The sequence below is a fragment of the Bacillus sp. SG20033 genome (assembly GCF_044570195.1).
GTDB classification, from domain to species: domain Bacteria; phylum Bacillota; class Bacilli; order Bacillales; family Bacillaceae; genus Bacillus; species Bacillus subtilis.
Window position 1 is genome coordinate 1,019,416 of the sequence record NZ_CP172606.1, and the last position, 17,943, is coordinate 1,037,358.

A 17,943-nucleotide genomic window follows, 5' to 3' on the forward strand; every position below is an offset into this window, starting at 1 on the left:
CGTTCTGAGAGATTGCCCTGAACTGTGAAAATAAGAAAAGCACCTTATACAAGGTGCTTTTCTTATTATGCTTCCTGCTGGTTAGCTGTCTCCAGAAGTTCTTCTTCTTGAAGCTTTTTCACTTCAATATATGCGACGTGATGGCCGTCAATTTCATTAATGATGAATTCGCAGCCCTCTTCGATGATGGAATCATCTTTTTCAACATCGTATTTTTGAGTAAGGAACCAGCCGCCGATTGTATCGACTTCTTCGTTCTCTAAATGAATGCCTAGCAGGTCGTTTACTTGGTCAATTAACACTTTTCCGTCAAGAATATAATGGCCTTCGCCGATTTTACGGATTTCGCTAATTTCATCAATATCAAATTCGTCGCGGATTTCACCGACAATTTCCTCAATGATGTCCTCAACCGTCACAAGCCCGGCAGTACCGCCGTATTCATCAGACAATATGGCCATGTGGACCCTCTCTTTTTGCATTTTGACAAGCAGGTCTTGGATTGGCGCAGATTCAATGACATGAATGATCGGGTTGACGAATTGAGAAATGGTGGAATCAACAGATACCTCACCGCTGATGCAGGCGGTCAGCACTTCTTTAATGTTAATAACCCCGATAATGTTATCTTTATCGCCCTCTTCCACAGGGTAGCGGGTATATTTTTCAATCTGAATGATGTCCATCATTTCAGAAATCTTGATATCATGCGGAAGGCTGACAATTTCGGTCCGCGGAATCATAATTTCTTTCGCGAGCCTGTCGTCAAATTCAAAGATTTTATTCACATATTTAAACTCTGATTGGTTGATTTCACCGCTTTTATAGCTTTCAGACAAAATGATTCGCAGCTCTTCTTCTGAGTGTGCCAGTTCGTTTTCTGAAACGGTCTCCAGGCCAAATGCTTTGGTCAATAACCGTGCGGAATTGTTCAAAAGCCAAATGAATGGGAACGCGATGCGGTAAAACCAAATCAGTGGTTTCGCAAACAGCATAGACACTGCTTCCGCCTTTTGGATAGCGACTGTCTTAGGTGCAAGTTCTCCGACAACAACGTGTAAGAACGTGATAATGGCATACGCAAAAATAAACGATATGACATGTGAAAGGGAACCTGGAACGTTCATTTGGACGAAAAGCGGGTGAAGCAGCCTTTCGATCGTTGATTCACCTAAAACCCCTAATCCGATGGAAGTCAATGTAATTCCGAGCTGACACGCAGATAAATATTCATCAAGATGCGTGGTCACTTTTTTTACGGCTATTGCTGCTTTATTTCCTTCCGCGATCAGCTGATCGATCCGTGAGCCTCTGATTCTGATAATGGCAAACTCAGAAGCCACGAAAAATGCCGTCAGGGCGATTAAAACAGCAACTAAAATCAAATTCACTATGTCCAATTAGAACCTTCACTCTTGCAATGAGAATGAAGGTAACACCTCCTGTTAGATAAAATGGTTTTAACTTAACAGCAGCATAAATGATTGGAACACGGCGAGCTTTTCAGGCGGGAGTTTGCTTTTCAGCTTGTCACGATCCTCGGGCTTCAGCCGTTCAAACCGATGCAAGATTCCGGAGATGTTTTGATTCATATGATCAATTTCTAATGCCAGATTTCCAATTTCATCATCAAGTTTAGCTGAAGAGGGAAACTGGTTCTCCAGTCGATCTTTAATATCGGACAGGGCCAATCGCTGCTTCTTGCAATCTACAATAAATATAAGTCGTTTGAGTGCATTTTCGTCGTAGTAACGGTAATTTGAACAGGATCTGGCCGGCGTAAGCAGACCGAGATTCGTATAATAATCAACTGTCCGTTTCGTTACTCCGGCGAGTGCCGCTAGTTCACTGATGCGATAAGTCTCAGCCCCATCTATATCCCTCCCAACCATCACGTTATAGTTATGAGAATAGTTTAATATATGAATGGTGTCTTGCACAAGTTTATTGTTTTTTTTAGACCGGAATTGGAAGTTGTGGAATTCATCATCTGATTGAAGTAACATAGGAAGATAGAATTTTCAAACTTTTATATACGGAAGGGACAGATGAAATTGGCTGGGTTATCCCGGGAAGTTGAAGAAAACTTAAATAAAGGATCATGGATTCGCAAGCTGTTTGATGAAGGTGTAAGGCTGAAGAAGGAGTTCGGGGAAGACCAGGTATTTGATTTTTCACTCGGCAACCCGATTGTTGAACCGCCTGAAGCTTTTAAGAGAGCGTTAATAGAGGAAGCTGAAAAAGGCAGCCACGGATACATACAAAACCAAGGGCTTCCTGCAGCGAGAGAAAAAGTCGCGCAATTTTTGGGGTCGCGTTTTGAAGCTGATTTCTCAGCGGAGCGTATCGTCATGACGGTGGGCGCGGGAGGCGCTTTGAATGTTGCGTTAAAAAGCATCGTAAACCCTGGGGAAGAGGTCATTATTCTTGCACCTTATTTTGCCGAATATAAGTTGTATATTGAGAACTACGGGGGAAAGGCCGTCAGCTGCCCGTTGACAGGCCGGTTTGAGATCGACATTGAAGCGGTAAGGCAATCGATCACTCCACAGACGAAAGGGCTGATCCTCAATACACCGCATAACCCCACAGGCACGGTTCTCAGCCAGAAAAATATAGACGATTTAGGCGCTTTATTAAAAGAAATAGAAGAGAAGAGCGGCCAGACGATTTATGTGCTGTTTGATGAACCGTACAGTCAATTAATCTATGATGAAGAGCTGGCAAATCCGTTTCAATCGTACCATCGTGTGATATTGGCTAGCTCATTCAGTAAAGATCTAGGCATAGCCGGGGAGCGGCTCGGATATATCGGATTGGACAGCCGAATGCCGGATGCGGACCTTTTGATCAACGCTTTTGTGTATTGTAATCGAACGCTTGGATTTGTGAATGCCCCTGTCATGATGCAGCGGGCTGTGGCACGAATGGATGATTTAAGAGTAGACGCGAGCGCTTATAAAGAGCGCCGGGATTTAATGGTAGACATTTTAAAAGAAGCCGGTTTTGAATTTGAAATGCCAAAGGGAGGTTTCTTTGTTTTTCCGAAATCGCCGATTGAAGATGAAGTTGCATTTTGCGTGCATGCCGCCCAAAAATACAAATTATTAATTGTGCCGAGCAGCGGTTTTGGAATGAGCGGGCATTTCCGATTATCCTTCAGTGTGCCGATCGAGCAGATTAAAAACTCACGGGACATTTTCATTTCTTTATATAAAGATTTTGCTTAAGAAGGCAAAGAAAAGAAAACAGTTTTCAAGGCTGTTTTCTTTTTATATCCGCAAAATCCTTCCTCTTCCAATCCAGACAGGCGCAGAATTGACAAGCAGGCATGCAGTTAAGGTTTTCTTCATGATAAAAGTCTAAAAATTAAAAATCATTTTTGGAATGAGTTGTGTTACAATAAAATATACAATTTATAATCAAACTTTGACTTTTGGAGGTGGTATGATGGGGCCCTCTGCTTAGGCAACAATACACCGCGTACCTCAATGTTAAGGAAAAATGATTATATCAGGAGGTGACTCCTTATCCTTTGTTGAGAGGATAGGGTTAAATGGACGATATTGACAGTCTGATTTTAATTGGCGTGCTCATTGCTTTAACCGCGTTTTTCGTTGCAAGCGAGTTTGCGATTGTTAGAGTGAGGAGATCCAGAATAGATCAGCTTATCACAGAAGGAAACAAACGGGCGATACTCGCAAGGCGTGTCATTACAGATTTGGATGAATATTTATCCGCATCCCAGCTAGGCATTACATTGACATCAATCGGGCTTGGCGTACTGGGTGAGCCGGCCTTTGAACGGCTGCTGCATCCACTGTTTGAACCGCTCGGCTTGCCAGACTCGGTTTCACATGCCGCCTCTTTTGCAGTCGCGTACGGCTTGATCACGTTCCTGCACGTTGTTGTAGGTGAACTGGCCCCGAAAACGGTCGCGATTCAAAAGGCAGAACAGCTGACTTTACTGATAGCGGGCCCTTTGCGTTTATTCTATTTGCTCCTGTTTCCGTTTATTTGGATCCTCAATGGATCGGCGCGGCTTTTATGCGGGATGTTCGGTTTGAAGCCTGCGTCAGAACATGATGGTTCCCATTCTGAGGAAGAACTCAGGATGCTGTTATCTGAGAGTTTAAAAAACGGAGAGATTAATCCGTCTGAATATAAATATGTGAATAAGATTTTTGAATTTGATAATCGGATCGCCAAAGAAATTATGATACCGCGGAAGGAAATGGCTGCTGTGTCAACTGAGATGACGATGGCCGAGATGCTTGAAGTCATGCTGAAGGAAAAATACACGCGCTGGCCAGTCACAGATGGAGACAAAGACAGTGTGATCGGTTTGGTCAATACGAAGCATTTGTTTTCTGATTTGCTGTTTATGACAGAAGAAGAACGAATGAAGATGACGATCCATCCGTATGTGAGGCCGGTCATCGAAGTGATTGAAACGATCCCGGTTCATGACTTGCTGATTAAAATGCAGCGCGAGCGCATTCATATGGCTATATTGTCGGATGAATACGGAGGAACCTCGGGACTTGTGACGACAGAGGATATTCTTGAGGAAATTGTCGGAGAGATCAGAGATGAATTTGATGAAGATGAACAGCCGCTGATCCAAAAGCTTGGCGACGGCCATTATGTGATGGATGGAAAGGTTCGGATCGATCAGGTGAACAGCCTTCTTGGCGCATCGATTCAAGAAGACGTCGATACGATCGGCGGGCTGATATTAAAAGAAAACATCGATATTGAGGCTGGTGAATCCATTCGCATCGGTTCATATACGATAAAGGTGCTGAAGATGGACGGCCGATTAATCAAGCAAATCGATATAAAAGAAGAAGCCGGCAACACAACCGGGATTACGGCGCACCACAAGCTGCCGCTGCCCGAGCCTGTGATGCTGAACAGTGCAACCTTGAGCGAGAAATAAGCTCAAGGTTTTTTTACATTGTGATTGTCCAGCCACACCAAAATGCAAAAAGCGACCCGCAAAGTGTCAGGGCGATGTACAAGATGCTTTCTTTTACACGTTTGACCATAAGGAGTTGAATAGTTTCAACGCTGAAAGTGGAAAAGGTCGTAAAGGCGCCAAAAAACCCCGTGCCAATGATAAGCGAGACCGAAGCATTTGCAACGTGAAGTCCTGTAAATATTCCGAGCCCGAGAGCACCGAGAATATTGACTGTCAGTATGCCAATGGGCAGGCTCAGACCTTTGGTTTTGGCAGTTATGACATTGCCAAGCCAGAAGCGAAGCATTGCGCCAAGTCCGCCCCCTATGAAAATACCCGCTAGTGTCATCTTTCCTGCAGCCCCTTTCTTTGCTGAATGCCTGCTATGCGCCGTCCCGCAAAAACACCAATCAGTGCAAATATGATCCCTGATATCAATGAGGCTGCCACATATAAAAGAGCCAATGAGGGTTGTCCTTGCAAAAGCATCACTGTTTCCTTAGAAAACGTGGACATTGTTGTGATGCCTCCGCAAAAGCCGGTGCCTAAAAAAGCCGACAGCAGAGGCCGTTTTGCCCCGATCATAAAAAATCCGGTCAAAATGCCTAATAGAAGGCTGCCTGCCGCATTTTCCAGCCAGGTTGCCGCCGGGAACTGACCGGTGTGTATCCATAAGTTTAATCCGTATCGGAGGCAGGCGCCAAGCGCGCCTCCAATAAAAACCGCGCTATATATTTTCATGTTTGCCATCCTTTATGATGAAATCCGGGTAATCTGTAACGATGCCGTCCACGCCCATGGCTTGTAATTTTGCCGCTGTCTTTTGATTGTTGACAGTCCATGCAAATATGTTTAAGCCATTTTTATGGACGGAGCCGATCATCAGACGGTTGAGCCGTGTGTATTTTATATTGACACAGTTTGCAAAAGAGCGGAAGGCCTTCATCTGATTTCTGGACAGCATGCCAAAGTTGGGCCTTGTAATGACCGCTGTCGGAATCGAAGGATAAAGCTCGCGGAACCTTTGGACGGAGCGGAACTGAAAGGATTGAACAATATTATTGATAGAAAAAGAAAATTGCCCTAATAGCTGTCCCACCTCTTCTTCAATTCCGACTTGAGACGGATGGCCTTTTAGTTCAATTAAAAGGCCGATTTTTTTGTGGTAGCGCTTGAGCACCGCTTCCAGGGTCGGAATACGCTCTCCTTGAAAAGCGGGACCGTACCAGCTTCCTGCATCGAGTTTTTGCAATTCCTCCAAGGTAAAATCCTTAACAAAGCCCGATCCGTTTGTTGTTCGGTCAACCCTGTCATCGTGTATCACAACAATCTGCCTGTCTTTTGTAAGCTGGACATCCAGTTCGATCATATCTGCATTCATTTTCACCGCAAGGTCAAATGCGGCAATCGTATTTTCCGGAGCGTAGCCGGATGCTCCGCGATGGGCAATGATGTACAAGCTAAGTCAGCTCCTCGTATGGGCATTTCTGTTATTGTATCAAATCCATATATGCACCGCGATACAAACTGGTGAATTTTTTCTGCCATATCGGAATGGTCCGGGCTGAGGAATGCGTATAACTAAAAAAAGACACTCAGCGTATCAGAACACATTTCGTCAGAAAATTAGGTCTTTCGACATGTTCACAACAAAATATGATCCTTTATAATAGCAAAAAAGGAGGCGAGATCATGGGAAAAGGGAGAATCAGAGTGGAGGAAAGAATTAAAGCCGAAACGGATGCTGAAATGCAAAAAGCAACTCTCCTTGATCAGACACAAACGAAAAAAGGTAAGTGACTGTCCCTATTGAATCTGGCTGATAGATGAATTGAGAAATGACCCCGGCGTTTCGCCGGGGTTTTGTGCTGCAAAAGACATTTAAATGAACATCTTTACGAATATTTTAGTATAATAAACAATTGATTGGGATAGAGGGGAGACAGTCATGCCGGATTATCTGCAGCAGTATTTTACGCTTGATAACATCATACAAATCGGCATCAGCTTGGCGATTTTGCTGGTGTTTCTTATACTTAGAAAATTATTCACAAGATATTTCTTTAACCTGCTTTTTAATTTGACAAACCGGCCGAAAACAGAAATTTTTAAACAGGTGGTTCTGGCGTTTGATAAGCCGGCCAGATGGTTTTTTGTTGCCCTTGGGCTGTTTTTAGCGATCCGGTATTCACCGTTTTTAGATGAGCAAATGCCGGTCATCAGCAAAATATACCGCTCACTGATTGTGGCGCTCTTGTGCTGGGGTCTTTGTAATTTGACGGCAACATCGTCGTTTATCTTCCATAAAGTTAATCAGCGCTTCGAGCTTGACATGGATGACATTCTGGCCCCGTTTTTATCCAAATTGCTTCGTTTTGTGATCATTGCGCTCAGTGTCAGTGTGATCGCTCAGGAATTCAATTATGATGTCAACGGATTTGTAGCGGGCCTAGGTCTTGGCGGGCTGGCTTTTGCGCTTGCCGCGAAGGATACCATCAGCAACTTCTTCGGCGGTATTATTATTATTACTGAAAAGCCGTTTACAATTGGTGACTGGGTGGAGACGTCGACAGTAACAGGATCAGTCGAGGATATTACCTTTAGGAGCACGAGATTCAGAACAGCACAGGGGGCGCTTGTAACGGTGCCGAACTCTACGCTGTCGATGGAAGCGATCACGAACTGGACAAGAATGACCAAACGCCAGATTACGTTTTCCATCCATGTGTCCTACGCTACGCCGATTGAGAACCTCGAACGCTCCATTCATTCTCTCAGAACAATGCTCTTAGAGCATGAGGGCGTTGATAATGAAACAATCATGGTCAACTTTGATACGTTTTCCGACAGCTACTACAATTTATTTTTTAACTTCTATACAAAAACGACGGTTTGGGCTGAAAACCTTAATATTAGAGAGGATATCAACTATAAAATTATTGAGATTTTAGGTGCAGAAGGCGTTCAGTTTGCATATCCCGGCCAAATGGTTGTTGTCAAGCAAAAGCACGAAAGCGACCCATTCCAGGTGAATCTAAATAAAGAGGAAAAGGAACGGGCTTAAAAGAGAGACTTCGTCTGACAGAGGCGGAGTTTTTTTTATGGTAAAATAAGAGAAAAAGGCGGTGTTGAGTTGGAAGCATTCAAAAGTATTCTACATGAAGCACAGCGAATTGTTGTGCTGACCGGAGCGGGAATGAGCACAGAATCAGGGATTCCCGACTTTCGTTCAGCAGGGGGCATTTGGACGGAGGATGCCTCAAGAATGGAAGCGATGAGCCTTGATTATTTTTTAAGTTATCCGCGTCTGTTTTGGCCCAAATTCAAAGAATTGTTCCAGATGAAAATGAGCGGCAGCTTTGAACCGAATGAAGGCCATTTGCTTTTAGCTGAGCTGGAGAAGCAAGGGAAGCAGGTCGATATTTTCACGCAAAACATTGACGGTCTTCATAAAAAAGCGGGGAGCAGGCATGTGTACGAACTGCATGGTTCTATCCAGACAGCAGCTTGTCCGGCATGCGGCGCCCGATATGATCTTCCCCATTTGCTGGAGCGGGAGGTGCCGGAGTGCACGGCGGCCGGGAACAATGGGGACATTTGCGGAACGGTATTAAAAACCGATGTTGTTCTCTTTGGCGACGCCGTCATGCACTTTGACACCCTTTATGAAAAGCTGGATCAAGCAGATCTTTTATTGGTTATCGGCACGTCTCTCGAAGTGGCTCCGGCTAGATTTGTGCCTGAGGATGCAAGTCTGATTCCCGGCATGAAGAAAGTCATCATAAACCTTGAACCAACGTATTGTGACAGCTTGTTTGACATGGTCATCCATCAAAAAATCGGCGAGTTTGCCCGAAGTTTGGGCATAAAAAAGTGAGCCGCCTTATGCGCCTCACTTTTTTATTCATGAACAGGAACCATTGTGTCCTCTAACACTCCGAAGGAATAGCCTTTTTCTTTTAATTTATTGATTAGTACCGGCAGCGCGTTTACGGTAGCGGGAAGATCATGCATGAGAATCACATTCGGGCGGCCTGAAGAGCTGTGTTCCATATTTTCAAGCTGCTCTAACACGGCCGTCACATACTTTGAATTTCGGTATTTCCAGTCCATGCTGTCAATCGTCCAATCCCAGTATACAAAACCGTCTTTCTCAAGATTGCGGATTTGTGAGGGGGTTAGTGACGGCTTGCTTCCGTATGGCGTTCTGACAAGAGCGGTTTTATATCCTGTAATGTCCTGCAGCGTGTCACGCGCCTCCTGCATTTCTTTTAGCGGAGATGTCGGTGTTTGATAGAACAATCTGTTATTGTGGGTAACGCCATGTAAACCGAGTGCGTGGCCTTCCTTTTCTGCTCTTTTCACAGCTTGTTTGAATTCGTTCATCCGCGGTGACAGCATAAAAAACGTCGCTTTTACATCAGCGCTTTTCAGTACATCGAGCAAGCGGTTTGTAAAGGCTGACGGGCCGTCATCGAAGGTTAAGTAAACCGTTTTATCTCCCATGTCCTGCTTTGTCTGCAGATGTTTTATCAGCAGATCGGGGGAGTCGTTTTTCAGCTTAAGGCTTTCCTTCTCATCTCGAAGCTGTCCGTTAGTTGTGACAGTGACTTCCTTTGCTTTCGTTGAACTGTTGGAATAACCCAAAATCACCATAAGCAAAAGCAGCACACATAAAACTGCTAAACTTGCAAATTTAAAAGCAAGCGAAACTGCAGAAGGAGAAGCTTCTCCTCTCGTTTGTCGCATAACAATCTCTCCATTGGCATAAAATCTCTACATAATGCTGTACAGCAGGCAGCTTATGAAGATGCCTTATGTTTACAACCTATGTATTACCAGTCAAGTATACAGGAATAAAACTGGAAAGCACATAGAAAAGTTGTCGAAATGTCAGATTTTAAGGAAAAAATAAACTCCTTTCCGCTATAGATCTCTTGATCTTTCTGTTTTTCAGCTTGTCCAATATGGTAGAATTAGTGAAATGACAGCTTGAATGACATCAAGGACATCTCGAAAAGGGAGGGCTTTTATGAAGGTTTTAGTCAATGGCCGGCTGATTGGGCGCAGTGAAGCATCAATCGATTTGGAAGATCGCGGTTATCAGTTTGGTGACGGCATCTATGAAGTGATCAGGGTGTACAAAGGAGTATTGTTCGGTTTACGTGAGCATGCAGAGCGTTTTTTCAGAAGTGCTGCTGAAATCGGAATTTCACTGCCATTCAGTATAGAAGATCTCGAGTGGGACCTGCAAAAGCTTGTACAGGAAAATGCGGTCAGTGAGGGAGCGGTATACATTCAGACAACAAGAGGTGTGGCCCCGCGAAAACACCAGTATGAAGCCGGGCTTGAGCCGCAGACTACTGCTTATACGTTTACGGTGAAAAAACCGGAGCAAGAGCAGGCATACGGAGTGGCGGCCATTACAGATGAGGATCTTCGCTGGCTAAGATGTGATATCAAAAGTCTGAATTTACTGTATAATGTCATGACGAAGCAAAAGGCCTATGAAGCGGGAGCATTTGAAGCCATTTTACTTAGAGACGGCGTTGTTACGGAGGGTACTTCCTCTAACGTTTATGCCGTTATCAACGGCACGGTGCGAACACATCCGGCTAACCGGCTCATTCTCAATGGAATTACACGGATGAATATTTTAGGACTGATTGAAAAGAATGGGATCAAACTGGATGAGACTCCTGTCAGTGAAGAAGAGTTGAAACAGGCGGAAGAGATCTTTATTTCGTCAACGACGGCAGAAATTATTCCGGTCGTGACGCTCGATGGACAATCGGTCGGAAGCGGGAAACCCGGACCGGTGACCAAACAGCTTCAGGCTGCTTTTCAAGAAAGCATTCAACAGGCTGCTAGCATTTCATAAATGAACGAAGAAAAGAGCCCGCTTTATACAGCGGAGCTCTTTTTATTTTTTAACAAATCCAATCAAAATGGAGATCATCGGCGATATATAGAGGAAGAACGTAAACGGGATGTAGTCTATGACTGGAACACCAAGTGCGCTCGCCATAAATGCGCCGCTGACGCCCCAAGGAATCAATGGGTTAATTAATGTTCCGCCGTCCTCTAATGATCTTGTCAGAAATTTTCGCTGGATGTTTTGTTTGTCATATAAGGATTTAAATGATTGTCCCGGTATTAATATCGATAAATACTGTTCGCCGGTTGCCAAGTTGACGCCGATGCTTGAGCAGACAGTTGCTGCAACAAGACGGCCTTTTGAGCGGATGCCTTTCATGACGCCTTCCAATAGTGCAGAAATCAATCCGATTTTCTCCATCAATCCCCCGAGTGCAAAAGCAATCATAATGAGAGAGACAGAGCCCATCATGGATTGCAGTCCGCCTCTGTTGATAATTTTAGCGGCTGCCTCATTGTCAGTTTCGAAAGTTGTGCCATTTTGCAAAGCTGTCATAAACGCCTGCAGGCTGCTGTCGGGTACAAAAATAGCAGTCAAAATTCCCGAGGAAATAATTCCGGCAGTCAGAACGGGGATTACTGATACCCGTTTAATTGCCAGCAAAACGACTAAGAGCGGAGAAAGAAGGGCCCACGGTGTCACGTTTGCGGCATCTTTTATTCCGGTTATGACCTGCTGAATATTATCGGTTGAAGCAGCGTCCGTTGACACTGATGAACCGAGAAAGTAAAACAGAACGACAGTGATGAGCAAAGCTGGAATGGTTGTGCCCATCATATGGCGAATGTGTTCAAAGATCGGTATTTCGCCTATTCCGGCTGCAAAGTTGGTTGTGTCCGACATCGGCGACATTTTATCACCAAAACAAGCGCCGCATATGACTGCGCCTGCTGTCCATTCAAGCGGAACGCCAGCCGCGCTCGCTACGCCGATCAGCGCTACCCCGATTGTGCTAACAGTTGTCAGGCTTGAGCCAACAAGTGTGCTGATGATCATACATGAAAACAAAGCAGTCAACAGAAGGTGGCTTGGTTCAATAAAGGATAGGGCATAAACTGTCACAGTCGGTATTGCGCCGCTGTACATCCAGGCGCCGATTAAGATGCCGATCAGCGCTAGAACAATAATCGGCTGTACGCCGTTTTTGATCCCGTCTACAATCCCTTTTTCAATGCTCTTCCAGGGAAATCCAAACCATAAAGCTGCTGCTGAAAGCATGACAACACTTAAAAGCAGCGGGATATGAGGTTCTACATGAAGCAAGAATAAGCAAGAAATAATAATGCATAACATCAATATAAATAAACCGACGGCTAACGGAAACGTCAGCTTTTTTTGAGAATCCAAAATAACACCCCATATATATCTTTAATGCTTTTGTGCTTTTGGGCACGAAAGCATTATAACAGAAAAAAACGAAAATCTATGTTTTTTCACAATTATGAATATAAAAGAAGTGAGCACAGGGCGTGCTCACTTTACAATCAGGACGGGTATATCCGATTTCGCTGAAAGCTTTTCACTTACACTTCCGAATATTAGCTTTTTCAGCCTGTTTTGGTCTCTGCTTCCGGTTACGATCATATCGGCAGAAATGCGGTTTGCATGCTCGATAATTGATTCAGCCGGATCGCCTTCTAATATATCGATATCTCCATCTGCCTGCTGTTCATTCAGCATCATTCTTGCTTCGGCGATGACTTCTTCCGTACGGTCTTCATAGATCATTGGCTCAGGTGATGTTACATCCGATATCAGCGGATCAGGAACACTTGTCATGCCTCCGCTGATATAGCTTGCCTCAGCTGCGGGTCTGGGCGGGTCGATGACGGTCTGATTGTCTTTCATATCATGTGAATGGGCGACGGTAATAGCGGCATTTACGGTTTTAGCAAGATCAATGGCTGTCTGAAGCGCTTTCTTACTATTTTCACTTCCGTCAAACGCAACAATGATACGGTCAGCATGGAACATCCTTCTCACCCTTTCAAAGCGTCTTACAACACTACTACCCGAATTTGAGCACCATTAACCTTTTCCTATTCAAGTAATGATTGACAATAAAAGGTTTTGTTTATATGATGATAAAAAGATGAAATCAGAATGGAAGGAGGGTTTGCTATGCCAAGGAATTTGCGTGTTTATCAAACAGTTTCATATTGGCGCGGCAAACCTTTTGTTCTGTTTTCGTGAACGGTTTTTTAGGTCGGACCGCGCGCTGAAAAGCGCTGTGCGTAACATATCGGTTAAAAAAGGCATGGAGCTGACGCTTCATGCCTTTTTTATATACAAAATCTAAGGAAAGACAGGTGTATGGGATGTGAAGACCAATACAGAGGCGAGGGCTGTTCGTGCCAAATTGGATGAAAAAAGCTGCAAGGAAAAAATAGAAGGCGGCTGATGAGGAGATGGGGATAGATGTTTTCAGTTTTGAAAAAGCTTGGCTGGTTTTTTAAGGCGTACTGGCTGCGCTATACGATTGCGATTGTCCTTTTATTAGCAGTCAATGTCATTGAAATGTTTCCGCCTAAGCTCTTGGGGAACGCCATAGATGATATGAAAGCAGGGGCATTTACTGCGGAAGGGCTGCTGTTTTATATCGGTATCTTTTTTGTGCTGACGGCGGCCGTGTATATCATGTCTTATTTTTGGATGCATCAGCTGTTTGGCGGAGCGAATCTGATGGAGAAAATTCTTCGTACGAAGCTGATGGGGCATTTGCTGACTATGTCGCCGCCGTTTTATGAAAAAAACCGAACAGGCGATTTAATGGCACGAGGGACAAATGATCTTCAGGCCGTCAGTTTAACCACAGGGTTTGGCATCTTGACGTTAGTTGATTCTACGATGTTTATGATGACGATCTTTTTGACAATGGGGTTTTTGATCAGCTGGAAGCTGACCTTTGCCGCCATTATCCCGCTTCCAGTCATGGCGATTGCAATCAGTCTATATGGAAGTAAAATTCATGAGCGGTTTACTGAGGCCCAAAACGCGTTCGGGGCGCTGAATGACAGAGTGCTGGAATCTGTTTCAGGCGTGCGGGTGATTCGCGCGTATGTTCAGGAAACAAACGATGTTCGCCGGTTTAATGAAATGACCGCTGATGTTTATCAGAAAAATATGAAAGTGGCTTTTATTGATTCACTGTTTGAGCCGACGGTAAAACTGCTTGTCGGCGCAAGCTATCTGATTGGGCTCGGCTACGGAGCGTTTCTTGTATTCCGGAACGAGCTGACGCTTGGAGAGTTAGTGTCCTTTAACGTTTATCTCGGCATGATGATTTGGCCGATGTTTGCAATCGGTGAACTCATTAACGTGATGCAGCGCGGCAATGCGTCATTAGATCGGGTAAATGAAACTCTTTCTTATGAAACGGATGTGACAGATCCAAAACAGCCCGCTGATCTTAAAGAGCCTGGAGATATCGTTTTCAGTCATGTCAGCTTTACATATCCAAGCTCAACAAGTGACAATCTTCAGGATATTTCATTTACGGTGCGAAAAGGGCAGACTGTCGGGATTGCCGGTAAAACCGGGAGCGGAAAAACGACAATTATTAAGCAGCTTTTGCGCCAGTACCCTCCAGGTGAAGGGAGCATTACATTTTCAGGCGTACCGATTCAGCAAATCCCTCTTGACCAGCTCCGCGGATGGATCGGATATGTGCCGCAGGATCATTTACTGTTTTCACGGACTGTAAAAGAAAATATTTTATACGGAAAACAGGATGCAACTGATAAAGAGGTTCAGCAAGCCATTGCCGAAGCACATTTTGAAAAAGATTTGCACATGCTTCCGTCCGGTCTGGAGACAATGGTCGGTGAAAAAGGCGTGGCACTGTCAGGCGGGCAGAAACAAAGAATTTCGATTGCGAGAGCACTCATGGCGAATCCGGAAATCTTGATTCTGGATGATTCACTTTCCGCTGTAGATGCCAAAACAGAGGCTGCAATTATCAAGAACATCAGAGAAAACCGCAAAGGAAAAACGACATTTATTTTGACGCACCGATTATCCGCGGTAGAGCACGCTGACCTGATCCTTGTGATGGACGGCGGCGTCATTGCTGAGAGAGGCACGCATCAAGAACTGCTGGCCAATAATGGGTGGTACCGGGAACAATATGAAAGACAGCAGCTGTTCACTGCGGAAGAAGGGGGAGCAGGGGCATGAAAATAGGAAAAACGTTATGGAGATACGCACTTCTTTATCGAAAATTGCTGATCACAGCCGTCCTTTTGCTAACTGTTGCCGTCGGTGCAGAACTGACTGGGCCCTTTATTGGCAAAAAAATGATAGACGACCATATCCTCGGCATTGAGAAAACATGGTATGAAGCTGCGGAAAAAGATAAAAATGCCGTTCAGTTTCACGGCGTCTCATATGTCAGAGAGGACCGATTGCAGGAGCCTGTTTCAAAAGCAAAAGAAGCACATATTTATCAAGTGGGAATGGCGTTCTATTTTGTTGATCAGGCTGTCAGCTTCGACGGGAATAGAACGGTTTCTGACGGGAAGCTGACGATCACAAACGGAGACAAGAGCCGGACATATGCTGCCGAAAAGCTGACTAAGCAGGAACTTTTCCAGTTCTATCAGCCGGAAATAAAGGGAATGGTGTTACTGATCTGCCTGTATGGGGGCTTGCTTGTGTTTTCGGTATTCTTTCAATACGGACAGCATTATCTGCTGCAGATGAGCGCCAATCGGATTATTCAAAAGATGAGGCAGGACGTGTTTTCGCACATACAGAAAATGCCGATTCGCTATTTTGACAACCTTCCGGCCGGAAAAGTCGTTGCGCGGATTACCAATGATACGGAGGCTATTAGGGATTTATATGTCACAGTGCTTTCAACATTTGTGACAAGCGGAATCTATATGTTCGGGATATTCACGGCTTTGTTTCTGCTTGATGTGAAGCTTGCGTTTGTATGTCTGGCAATTGTGCCGATTATCTGGCTGTGGTCGGTCATATACCGGAGATATGCGTCATATTACAACCAAAAAATCCGCTCGATCAACAGTGACATTAACGCAAAAATGAATGAGTCAATTCAAGGCATGACCATTATTCAGGCTTTCCGCCATCAAAAGGAAACAATGAGAGAATTTGAGGAATTAAATGAATCACATTTTTATTTCCAAAACAGGATGCTGAATTTAAACTCCTTAATGTCCCATAATCTGGTCAATGTCATCCGCAATCTTGCGTTCGTCTGTCTGATCTGGCATTTTGGCGGTGCGAGCCTGAATGCGGCGGGGATTGTTTCTATCGGTGTGCTGTACGCGTTTGTCGATTATTTGAACCGGTTATTTCAGCCGATCACAGGCATCGTCAATCAGTTTTCAAAGCTGGAGCTTGCAAGGGTCTCCGCCGGGCGTGTTTTTGAACTGCTTGAAGAAAAGAATACGGAAGAAGCGGGTGAACCGGCGAAGGAGCGCGCGCTGGGGCGGGTTGAATTTCGTGATGTGTCATTTGCGTATCAAGAAGGTAAAGAGGTATTAAAGCATATTTCCTTTACTGCGCAAAAAGGCGAAACCGTAGCGCTCGTCGGCCATACCGGATCAGGAAAAAGCTCGATTTTGAATCTTCTGTTTCGTTTTTATGATGCGCAAAAAGGTGATGTCTTAATTGATGGAAAAAGCATTTACAACATGTCAAGACAGGAACTCAGATCCCATATGGGTATTGTGCTTCAGGACCCGTACTTATTCTCGGGCACAATCGGATCTAACGTAAGTCTGGATGACGAAAGAATGACTGAAGAAGAAATAAAAAATGCACTGCGGCAAGTCGGTGCTGAGCCTCTTCTTAAGAAGCTTCCGAAGGGCATTAATGAGCCCGTGATTGAAAAAGGCAGCACGCTATCCTCTGGAGAGCGGCAGTTAATTTCTTTCGCTAGAGCTTTGGCGTTTGATCCCGCGATCTTGATTTTAGATGAGGCAACGGCGCATATTGATACAGAGACAGAGGCCGTGATCCAGAAGGCGCTTGATGTCGTCAAACAAGGACGCACCACCTTCGTCATCGCTCACCGGCTTTCAACAATCAGAAATGCTGATCAGATTTTGGTTCTTGATAAAGGAGAAATTGTTGAGAGAGGGAACCACGAGGAACTGATGGCATTAGAAGGCCAATATTATCAAATGTATGAACTGCAAAAGGGACAGAAACATTCCATTGCATAACGCTCAAAAACCCAAAACAATCGTGTTTTGGGTTTTTGGTTTATGTAGTCAATAAGCCAGTCCGACACGGTTTCCGACATACTCACCTGTAACGAGCTCACGATATAAAAAGTCCGCAGTATCGCCGACCGAAATGCTTGTGCCGCCCTCAGGCAAAACGTTACGCTCCGTACGATAAACGCCGGTTGCTGTTCCGTCCGGGAGGTAAGTGGGGCAGATGATTGTCCAGTCTAATGATGATTCTTTAAGCATTTCGTATACTTTTGCATGCTCCTTGGCTGCGCGGGTCTGCTTTCGTTTCGATTCATTTGTTTCAAACCGGTATTTTCCCGGTTCATATCGGGAATCTAGGATCCCTGCGGTGCCGATCGTAATAAGCCGTTTGATATGCTGTTCCTCCATAACGGAGAGAATGTGTGCCATAGCAGTTGACAAGGTATCATCACCATCTGTGCCTAGACAGCTGATCACGATTTCAGCATTCTCCATTATTTTTTTCACATCTTCTAAGCGGCGGGCGTTCCCCATGACGGTTCTGTCTTTTGAAAGGGGAAGATCAGCATGTTGAGATCTGGTCAGAGCGAAAATATCAAATCTTTCATCTGCTGCAGCTTGTGTTAAAAAGGCTTGTCCGACACGGCCGCTGGCTCCTAATAAAGCGATTTTCATCAAAAAACCTCCTCGCCTTTCATTATAAAAGGATGTTCTCAGTTTGAACAGCGCGGGAAAGAATACCTGTACAAATAAACAGAACGATGGGAAACATATTCATGAATCATGGATACACTTACGAACTGAACCAGCTCCCAATTCACAATGGTGATGAATGACACCCCGATTCCCTCCCT

At 44.7% G+C, this 17,943-nt stretch carries 19 protein-coding genes; 9 read left to right on the plus strand and 10 right to left on the minus strand.

The features are described 5' to 3' along the window. Positions 1-65: 65 nt before the first annotated feature. Together ACFVP7_RS05270 and cueR are read right to left on the minus strand one after the other, a co-directional pair. Entirely contained in the window at positions 66-1,400 is a 1,335-nt protein-coding gene (locus ACFVP7_RS05270; protein WP_009966903.1) for a hemolysin family protein, read from the minus strand. A gap of 60 nt (positions 1,401-1,460) precedes the next feature. Next, positions 1,461-1,892 (minus strand): Cu(I)-responsive transcriptional regulator, encoded by a 432-nt coding sequence (cueR, locus tag ACFVP7_RS05275; protein ID WP_010886460.1) that lies wholly within the window; start codon positions 1,890-1,892, stop codon positions 1,461-1,463. Positions 1,893-2,048: 156 nt separating this feature from the next. On the opposite strand from cueR, the gene ACFVP7_RS05280 reads away from it, so the two are divergent. Further along, complete coding sequence (locus ACFVP7_RS05280) at positions 2,049-3,230, plus strand: pyridoxal phosphate-dependent aminotransferase (RefSeq protein WP_326069311.1); 1,182 nt, start codon at positions 2,049-2,051, stop codon at positions 3,228-3,230. Positions 3,231-3,556: 326 nt separating this feature from the next. Further along, complete coding sequence (locus ACFVP7_RS05285; RefSeq protein ID WP_003233322.1) at positions 3,557-4,942, plus strand: hemolysin family protein; 1,386 nt, start codon at positions 3,557-3,559, stop codon at positions 4,940-4,942. 13 nt (positions 4,943-4,955) lie between these two features. Here the strand turns inward: ACFVP7_RS05285 and crcB are convergent, their stop codons facing one another. The 3 genes from crcB to ACFVP7_RS05300 are packed head-to-tail and all read right to left on the minus strand — an operon-like array spanning position 4,956 to position 6,422. Then, positions 4,956-5,312, minus strand: a complete 357-nt coding sequence (crcB, locus tag ACFVP7_RS05290) for a fluoride efflux transporter CrcB (RefSeq protein WP_338732990.1) — start codon at positions 5,310-5,312, stop codon at positions 4,956-4,958. Continuing rightward, positions 5,309-5,704, minus strand: a complete 396-nt coding sequence (locus ACFVP7_RS05295) for a CrcB family protein (RefSeq protein WP_338732992.1) — start codon at positions 5,702-5,704, stop codon at positions 5,309-5,311. The genes crcB and ACFVP7_RS05295 overlap by 4 nt, the downstream gene beginning before the upstream one ends. Next, positions 5,691-6,422, minus strand: coding sequence for a glycerophosphodiester phosphodiesterase family protein (locus ACFVP7_RS05300; RefSeq protein WP_338732994.1), 732 nt, complete (start codon positions 6,420-6,422; stop codon positions 5,691-5,693). Before ACFVP7_RS05300 ends, ACFVP7_RS05295 begins: the two co-directional genes overlap by 14 nt. Positions 6,423-6,655: 233 nt before the next feature. Between ACFVP7_RS05300 and ACFVP7_RS05305 the strand changes: the two genes are divergently transcribed. The 3 genes from ACFVP7_RS05305 to srtN all read left to right on the plus strand — a co-directional run bounded on the left by ACFVP7_RS05305 (position 6,656) and on the right by srtN (position 8,840). Next, positions 6,656-6,763, plus strand: a complete 108-nt coding sequence (locus ACFVP7_RS05305) for a YhdX family protein (protein WP_009966908.1) — start codon at positions 6,656-6,658, stop codon at positions 6,761-6,763. A 148-nt stretch (positions 6,764-6,911) separates the two neighbouring features. Next, positions 6,912-8,027, plus strand: coding sequence for a small-conductance mechanosensitive channel protein MscY (mscY, locus tag ACFVP7_RS05310; RefSeq protein ID WP_338732996.1), 1,116 nt, complete (start codon positions 6,912-6,914; stop codon positions 8,025-8,027). 69 nt (positions 8,028-8,096) lie between these two features. Further along, entirely contained in the window at positions 8,097-8,840 is a 744-nt protein-coding gene (gene srtN / locus ACFVP7_RS05315) for a sirtuin NAD-dependent deacetylase (RefSeq protein WP_227057332.1), read from the plus strand. A gap of 23 nt (positions 8,841-8,863) precedes the next feature. Here the strand turns inward: srtN and ACFVP7_RS05320 are convergent, their stop codons facing one another. Continuing rightward, positions 8,864-9,712, minus strand: coding sequence for a polysaccharide deacetylase family protein (locus ACFVP7_RS05320; protein ID WP_032725295.1), 849 nt, complete (start codon positions 9,710-9,712; stop codon positions 8,864-8,866). Between the two features lie 283 nt (positions 9,713-9,995). Between ACFVP7_RS05320 and dat the strand changes: the two genes are divergently transcribed. Continuing rightward, positions 9,996-10,844: a D-amino-acid transaminase gene (gene dat, locus ACFVP7_RS05325; RefSeq protein ID WP_015483020.1), complete on the plus strand. Its 849-nt coding sequence runs from the start codon at positions 9,996-9,998 to the stop codon at positions 10,842-10,844. A 42-nt stretch (positions 10,845-10,886) separates the two neighbouring features. Here the strand turns inward: dat and nhaC are convergent, their stop codons facing one another. Both nhaC and ACFVP7_RS05335 read right to left on the minus strand, forming a co-directional pair. Further along, positions 10,887-12,248, minus strand: coding sequence for a Na+/H+ antiporter NhaC (nhaC, locus tag ACFVP7_RS05330; protein ID WP_338732999.1), 1,362 nt, complete (start codon positions 12,246-12,248; stop codon positions 10,887-10,889). Between the two features lie 126 nt (positions 12,249-12,374). Next, positions 12,375-12,875: a universal stress protein gene (locus tag ACFVP7_RS05335; protein WP_015252456.1), complete on the minus strand. Its 501-nt coding sequence runs from the start codon at positions 12,873-12,875 to the stop codon at positions 12,375-12,377. Positions 12,876-13,038: 163 nt separating this feature from the next. Here ACFVP7_RS05335 and ACFVP7_RS05340 point away from each other — a divergent pair, with 163 nt between their 5' ends. The 3 genes from ACFVP7_RS05340 to bmrD all read left to right on the plus strand — a co-directional run bounded on the left by ACFVP7_RS05340 (position 13,039) and on the right by bmrD (position 17,095). Then, positions 13,039-13,200, plus strand: coding sequence for a hypothetical protein (locus ACFVP7_RS05340; protein WP_010886461.1), 162 nt, complete (start codon positions 13,039-13,041; stop codon positions 13,198-13,200). A 119-nt stretch (positions 13,201-13,319) separates the two neighbouring features. Next, positions 13,320-15,077: a multidrug ABC transporter ATP-binding protein BmrC gene (bmrC, locus tag ACFVP7_RS05345; protein ID WP_273797432.1), complete on the plus strand. Its 1,758-nt coding sequence runs from the start codon at positions 13,320-13,322 to the stop codon at positions 15,075-15,077. After that, positions 15,074-17,095, plus strand: coding sequence for a multidrug resistance ABC transporter ATP-binding protein/permease BmrD (gene bmrD / locus ACFVP7_RS05350; protein ID WP_338733001.1), 2,022 nt, complete (start codon positions 15,074-15,076; stop codon positions 17,093-17,095). Before bmrC ends, bmrD begins: the two co-directional genes overlap by 4 nt. A gap of 48 nt (positions 17,096-17,143) precedes the next feature. Here bmrD and ACFVP7_RS05355 read toward each other — a convergent pair whose 3' ends face one another. Continuing rightward, entirely contained in the window at positions 17,144-17,764 is a 621-nt protein-coding gene (locus tag ACFVP7_RS05355) for an SDR family oxidoreductase (protein ID WP_273796246.1), read from the minus strand. Positions 17,765-17,802: 38 nt separating this feature from the next. Then, positions 17,803-17,928: a hypothetical protein gene (locus tag ACFVP7_RS05360; RefSeq protein WP_003245136.1), complete on the minus strand. Its 126-nt coding sequence runs from the start codon at positions 17,926-17,928 to the stop codon at positions 17,803-17,805. Between the last annotated feature and the right edge of the window lie 15 nt (positions 17,929-17,943).

Excerpts from the sequence above, each read along its gene's own strand:
- ACFVP7_RS05305 (WP_009966908.1), top strand. The coding sequence starts at position 6,656 with ATGGGAAAAGGGAGAATCAGAGTGGAGGAAAGAATTAAAGCCGAAACG.
- mscY (WP_338732996.1), top strand. The coding sequence starts at position 6,912 with ATGCCGGATTATCTGCAGCAGTATTTTACGCTTGATAACATCATACAA.
- ACFVP7_RS05320 (WP_032725295.1), bottom strand. The coding sequence starts at position 9,712 with ATGCGACAAACGAGAGGAGAAGCTTCTCCTTCTGCAGTTTCGCTTGCT.
- crcB (WP_338732990.1), bottom strand. The coding sequence starts at position 5,312 with ATGACACTAGCGGGTATTTTCATAGGGGGCGGACTTGGCGCAATGCTT.
- bmrC (WP_273797432.1), top strand. The coding sequence starts at position 13,320 with ATGTTTTCAGTTTTGAAAAAGCTTGGCTGGTTTTTTAAGGCGTACTGG.
- ACFVP7_RS05355 (WP_273796246.1), bottom strand. The coding sequence starts at position 17,764 with ATGAAAATCGCTTTATTAGGAGCCAGCGGCCGTGTCGGACAAGCCTTT.
- ACFVP7_RS05335 (WP_015252456.1), bottom strand. The coding sequence starts at position 12,875 with ATGTTCCATGCTGACCGTATCATTGTTGCGTTTGACGGAAGTGAAAAT.
- ACFVP7_RS05295 (WP_338732992.1), bottom strand. The coding sequence starts at position 5,704 with ATGAAAATATATAGCGCGGTTTTTATTGGAGGCGCGCTTGGCGCCTGC.
- ACFVP7_RS05280 (WP_326069311.1), top strand. The coding sequence starts at position 2,049 with ATGAAATTGGCTGGGTTATCCCGGGAAGTTGAAGAAAACTTAAATAAA.
- ACFVP7_RS05285 (WP_003233322.1), top strand. The coding sequence starts at position 3,557 with ATGGACGATATTGACAGTCTGATTTTAATTGGCGTGCTCATTGCTTTA.
- dat (WP_015483020.1), top strand. The coding sequence starts at position 9,996 with ATGAAGGTTTTAGTCAATGGCCGGCTGATTGGGCGCAGTGAAGCATCA.
- bmrD (WP_338733001.1), top strand. The coding sequence starts at position 15,074 with ATGAAAATAGGAAAAACGTTATGGAGATACGCACTTCTTTATCGAAAA.
- cueR (WP_010886460.1), bottom strand. The coding sequence starts at position 1,892 with ATGGTTGGGAGGGATATAGATGGGGCTGAGACTTATCGCATCAGTGAA.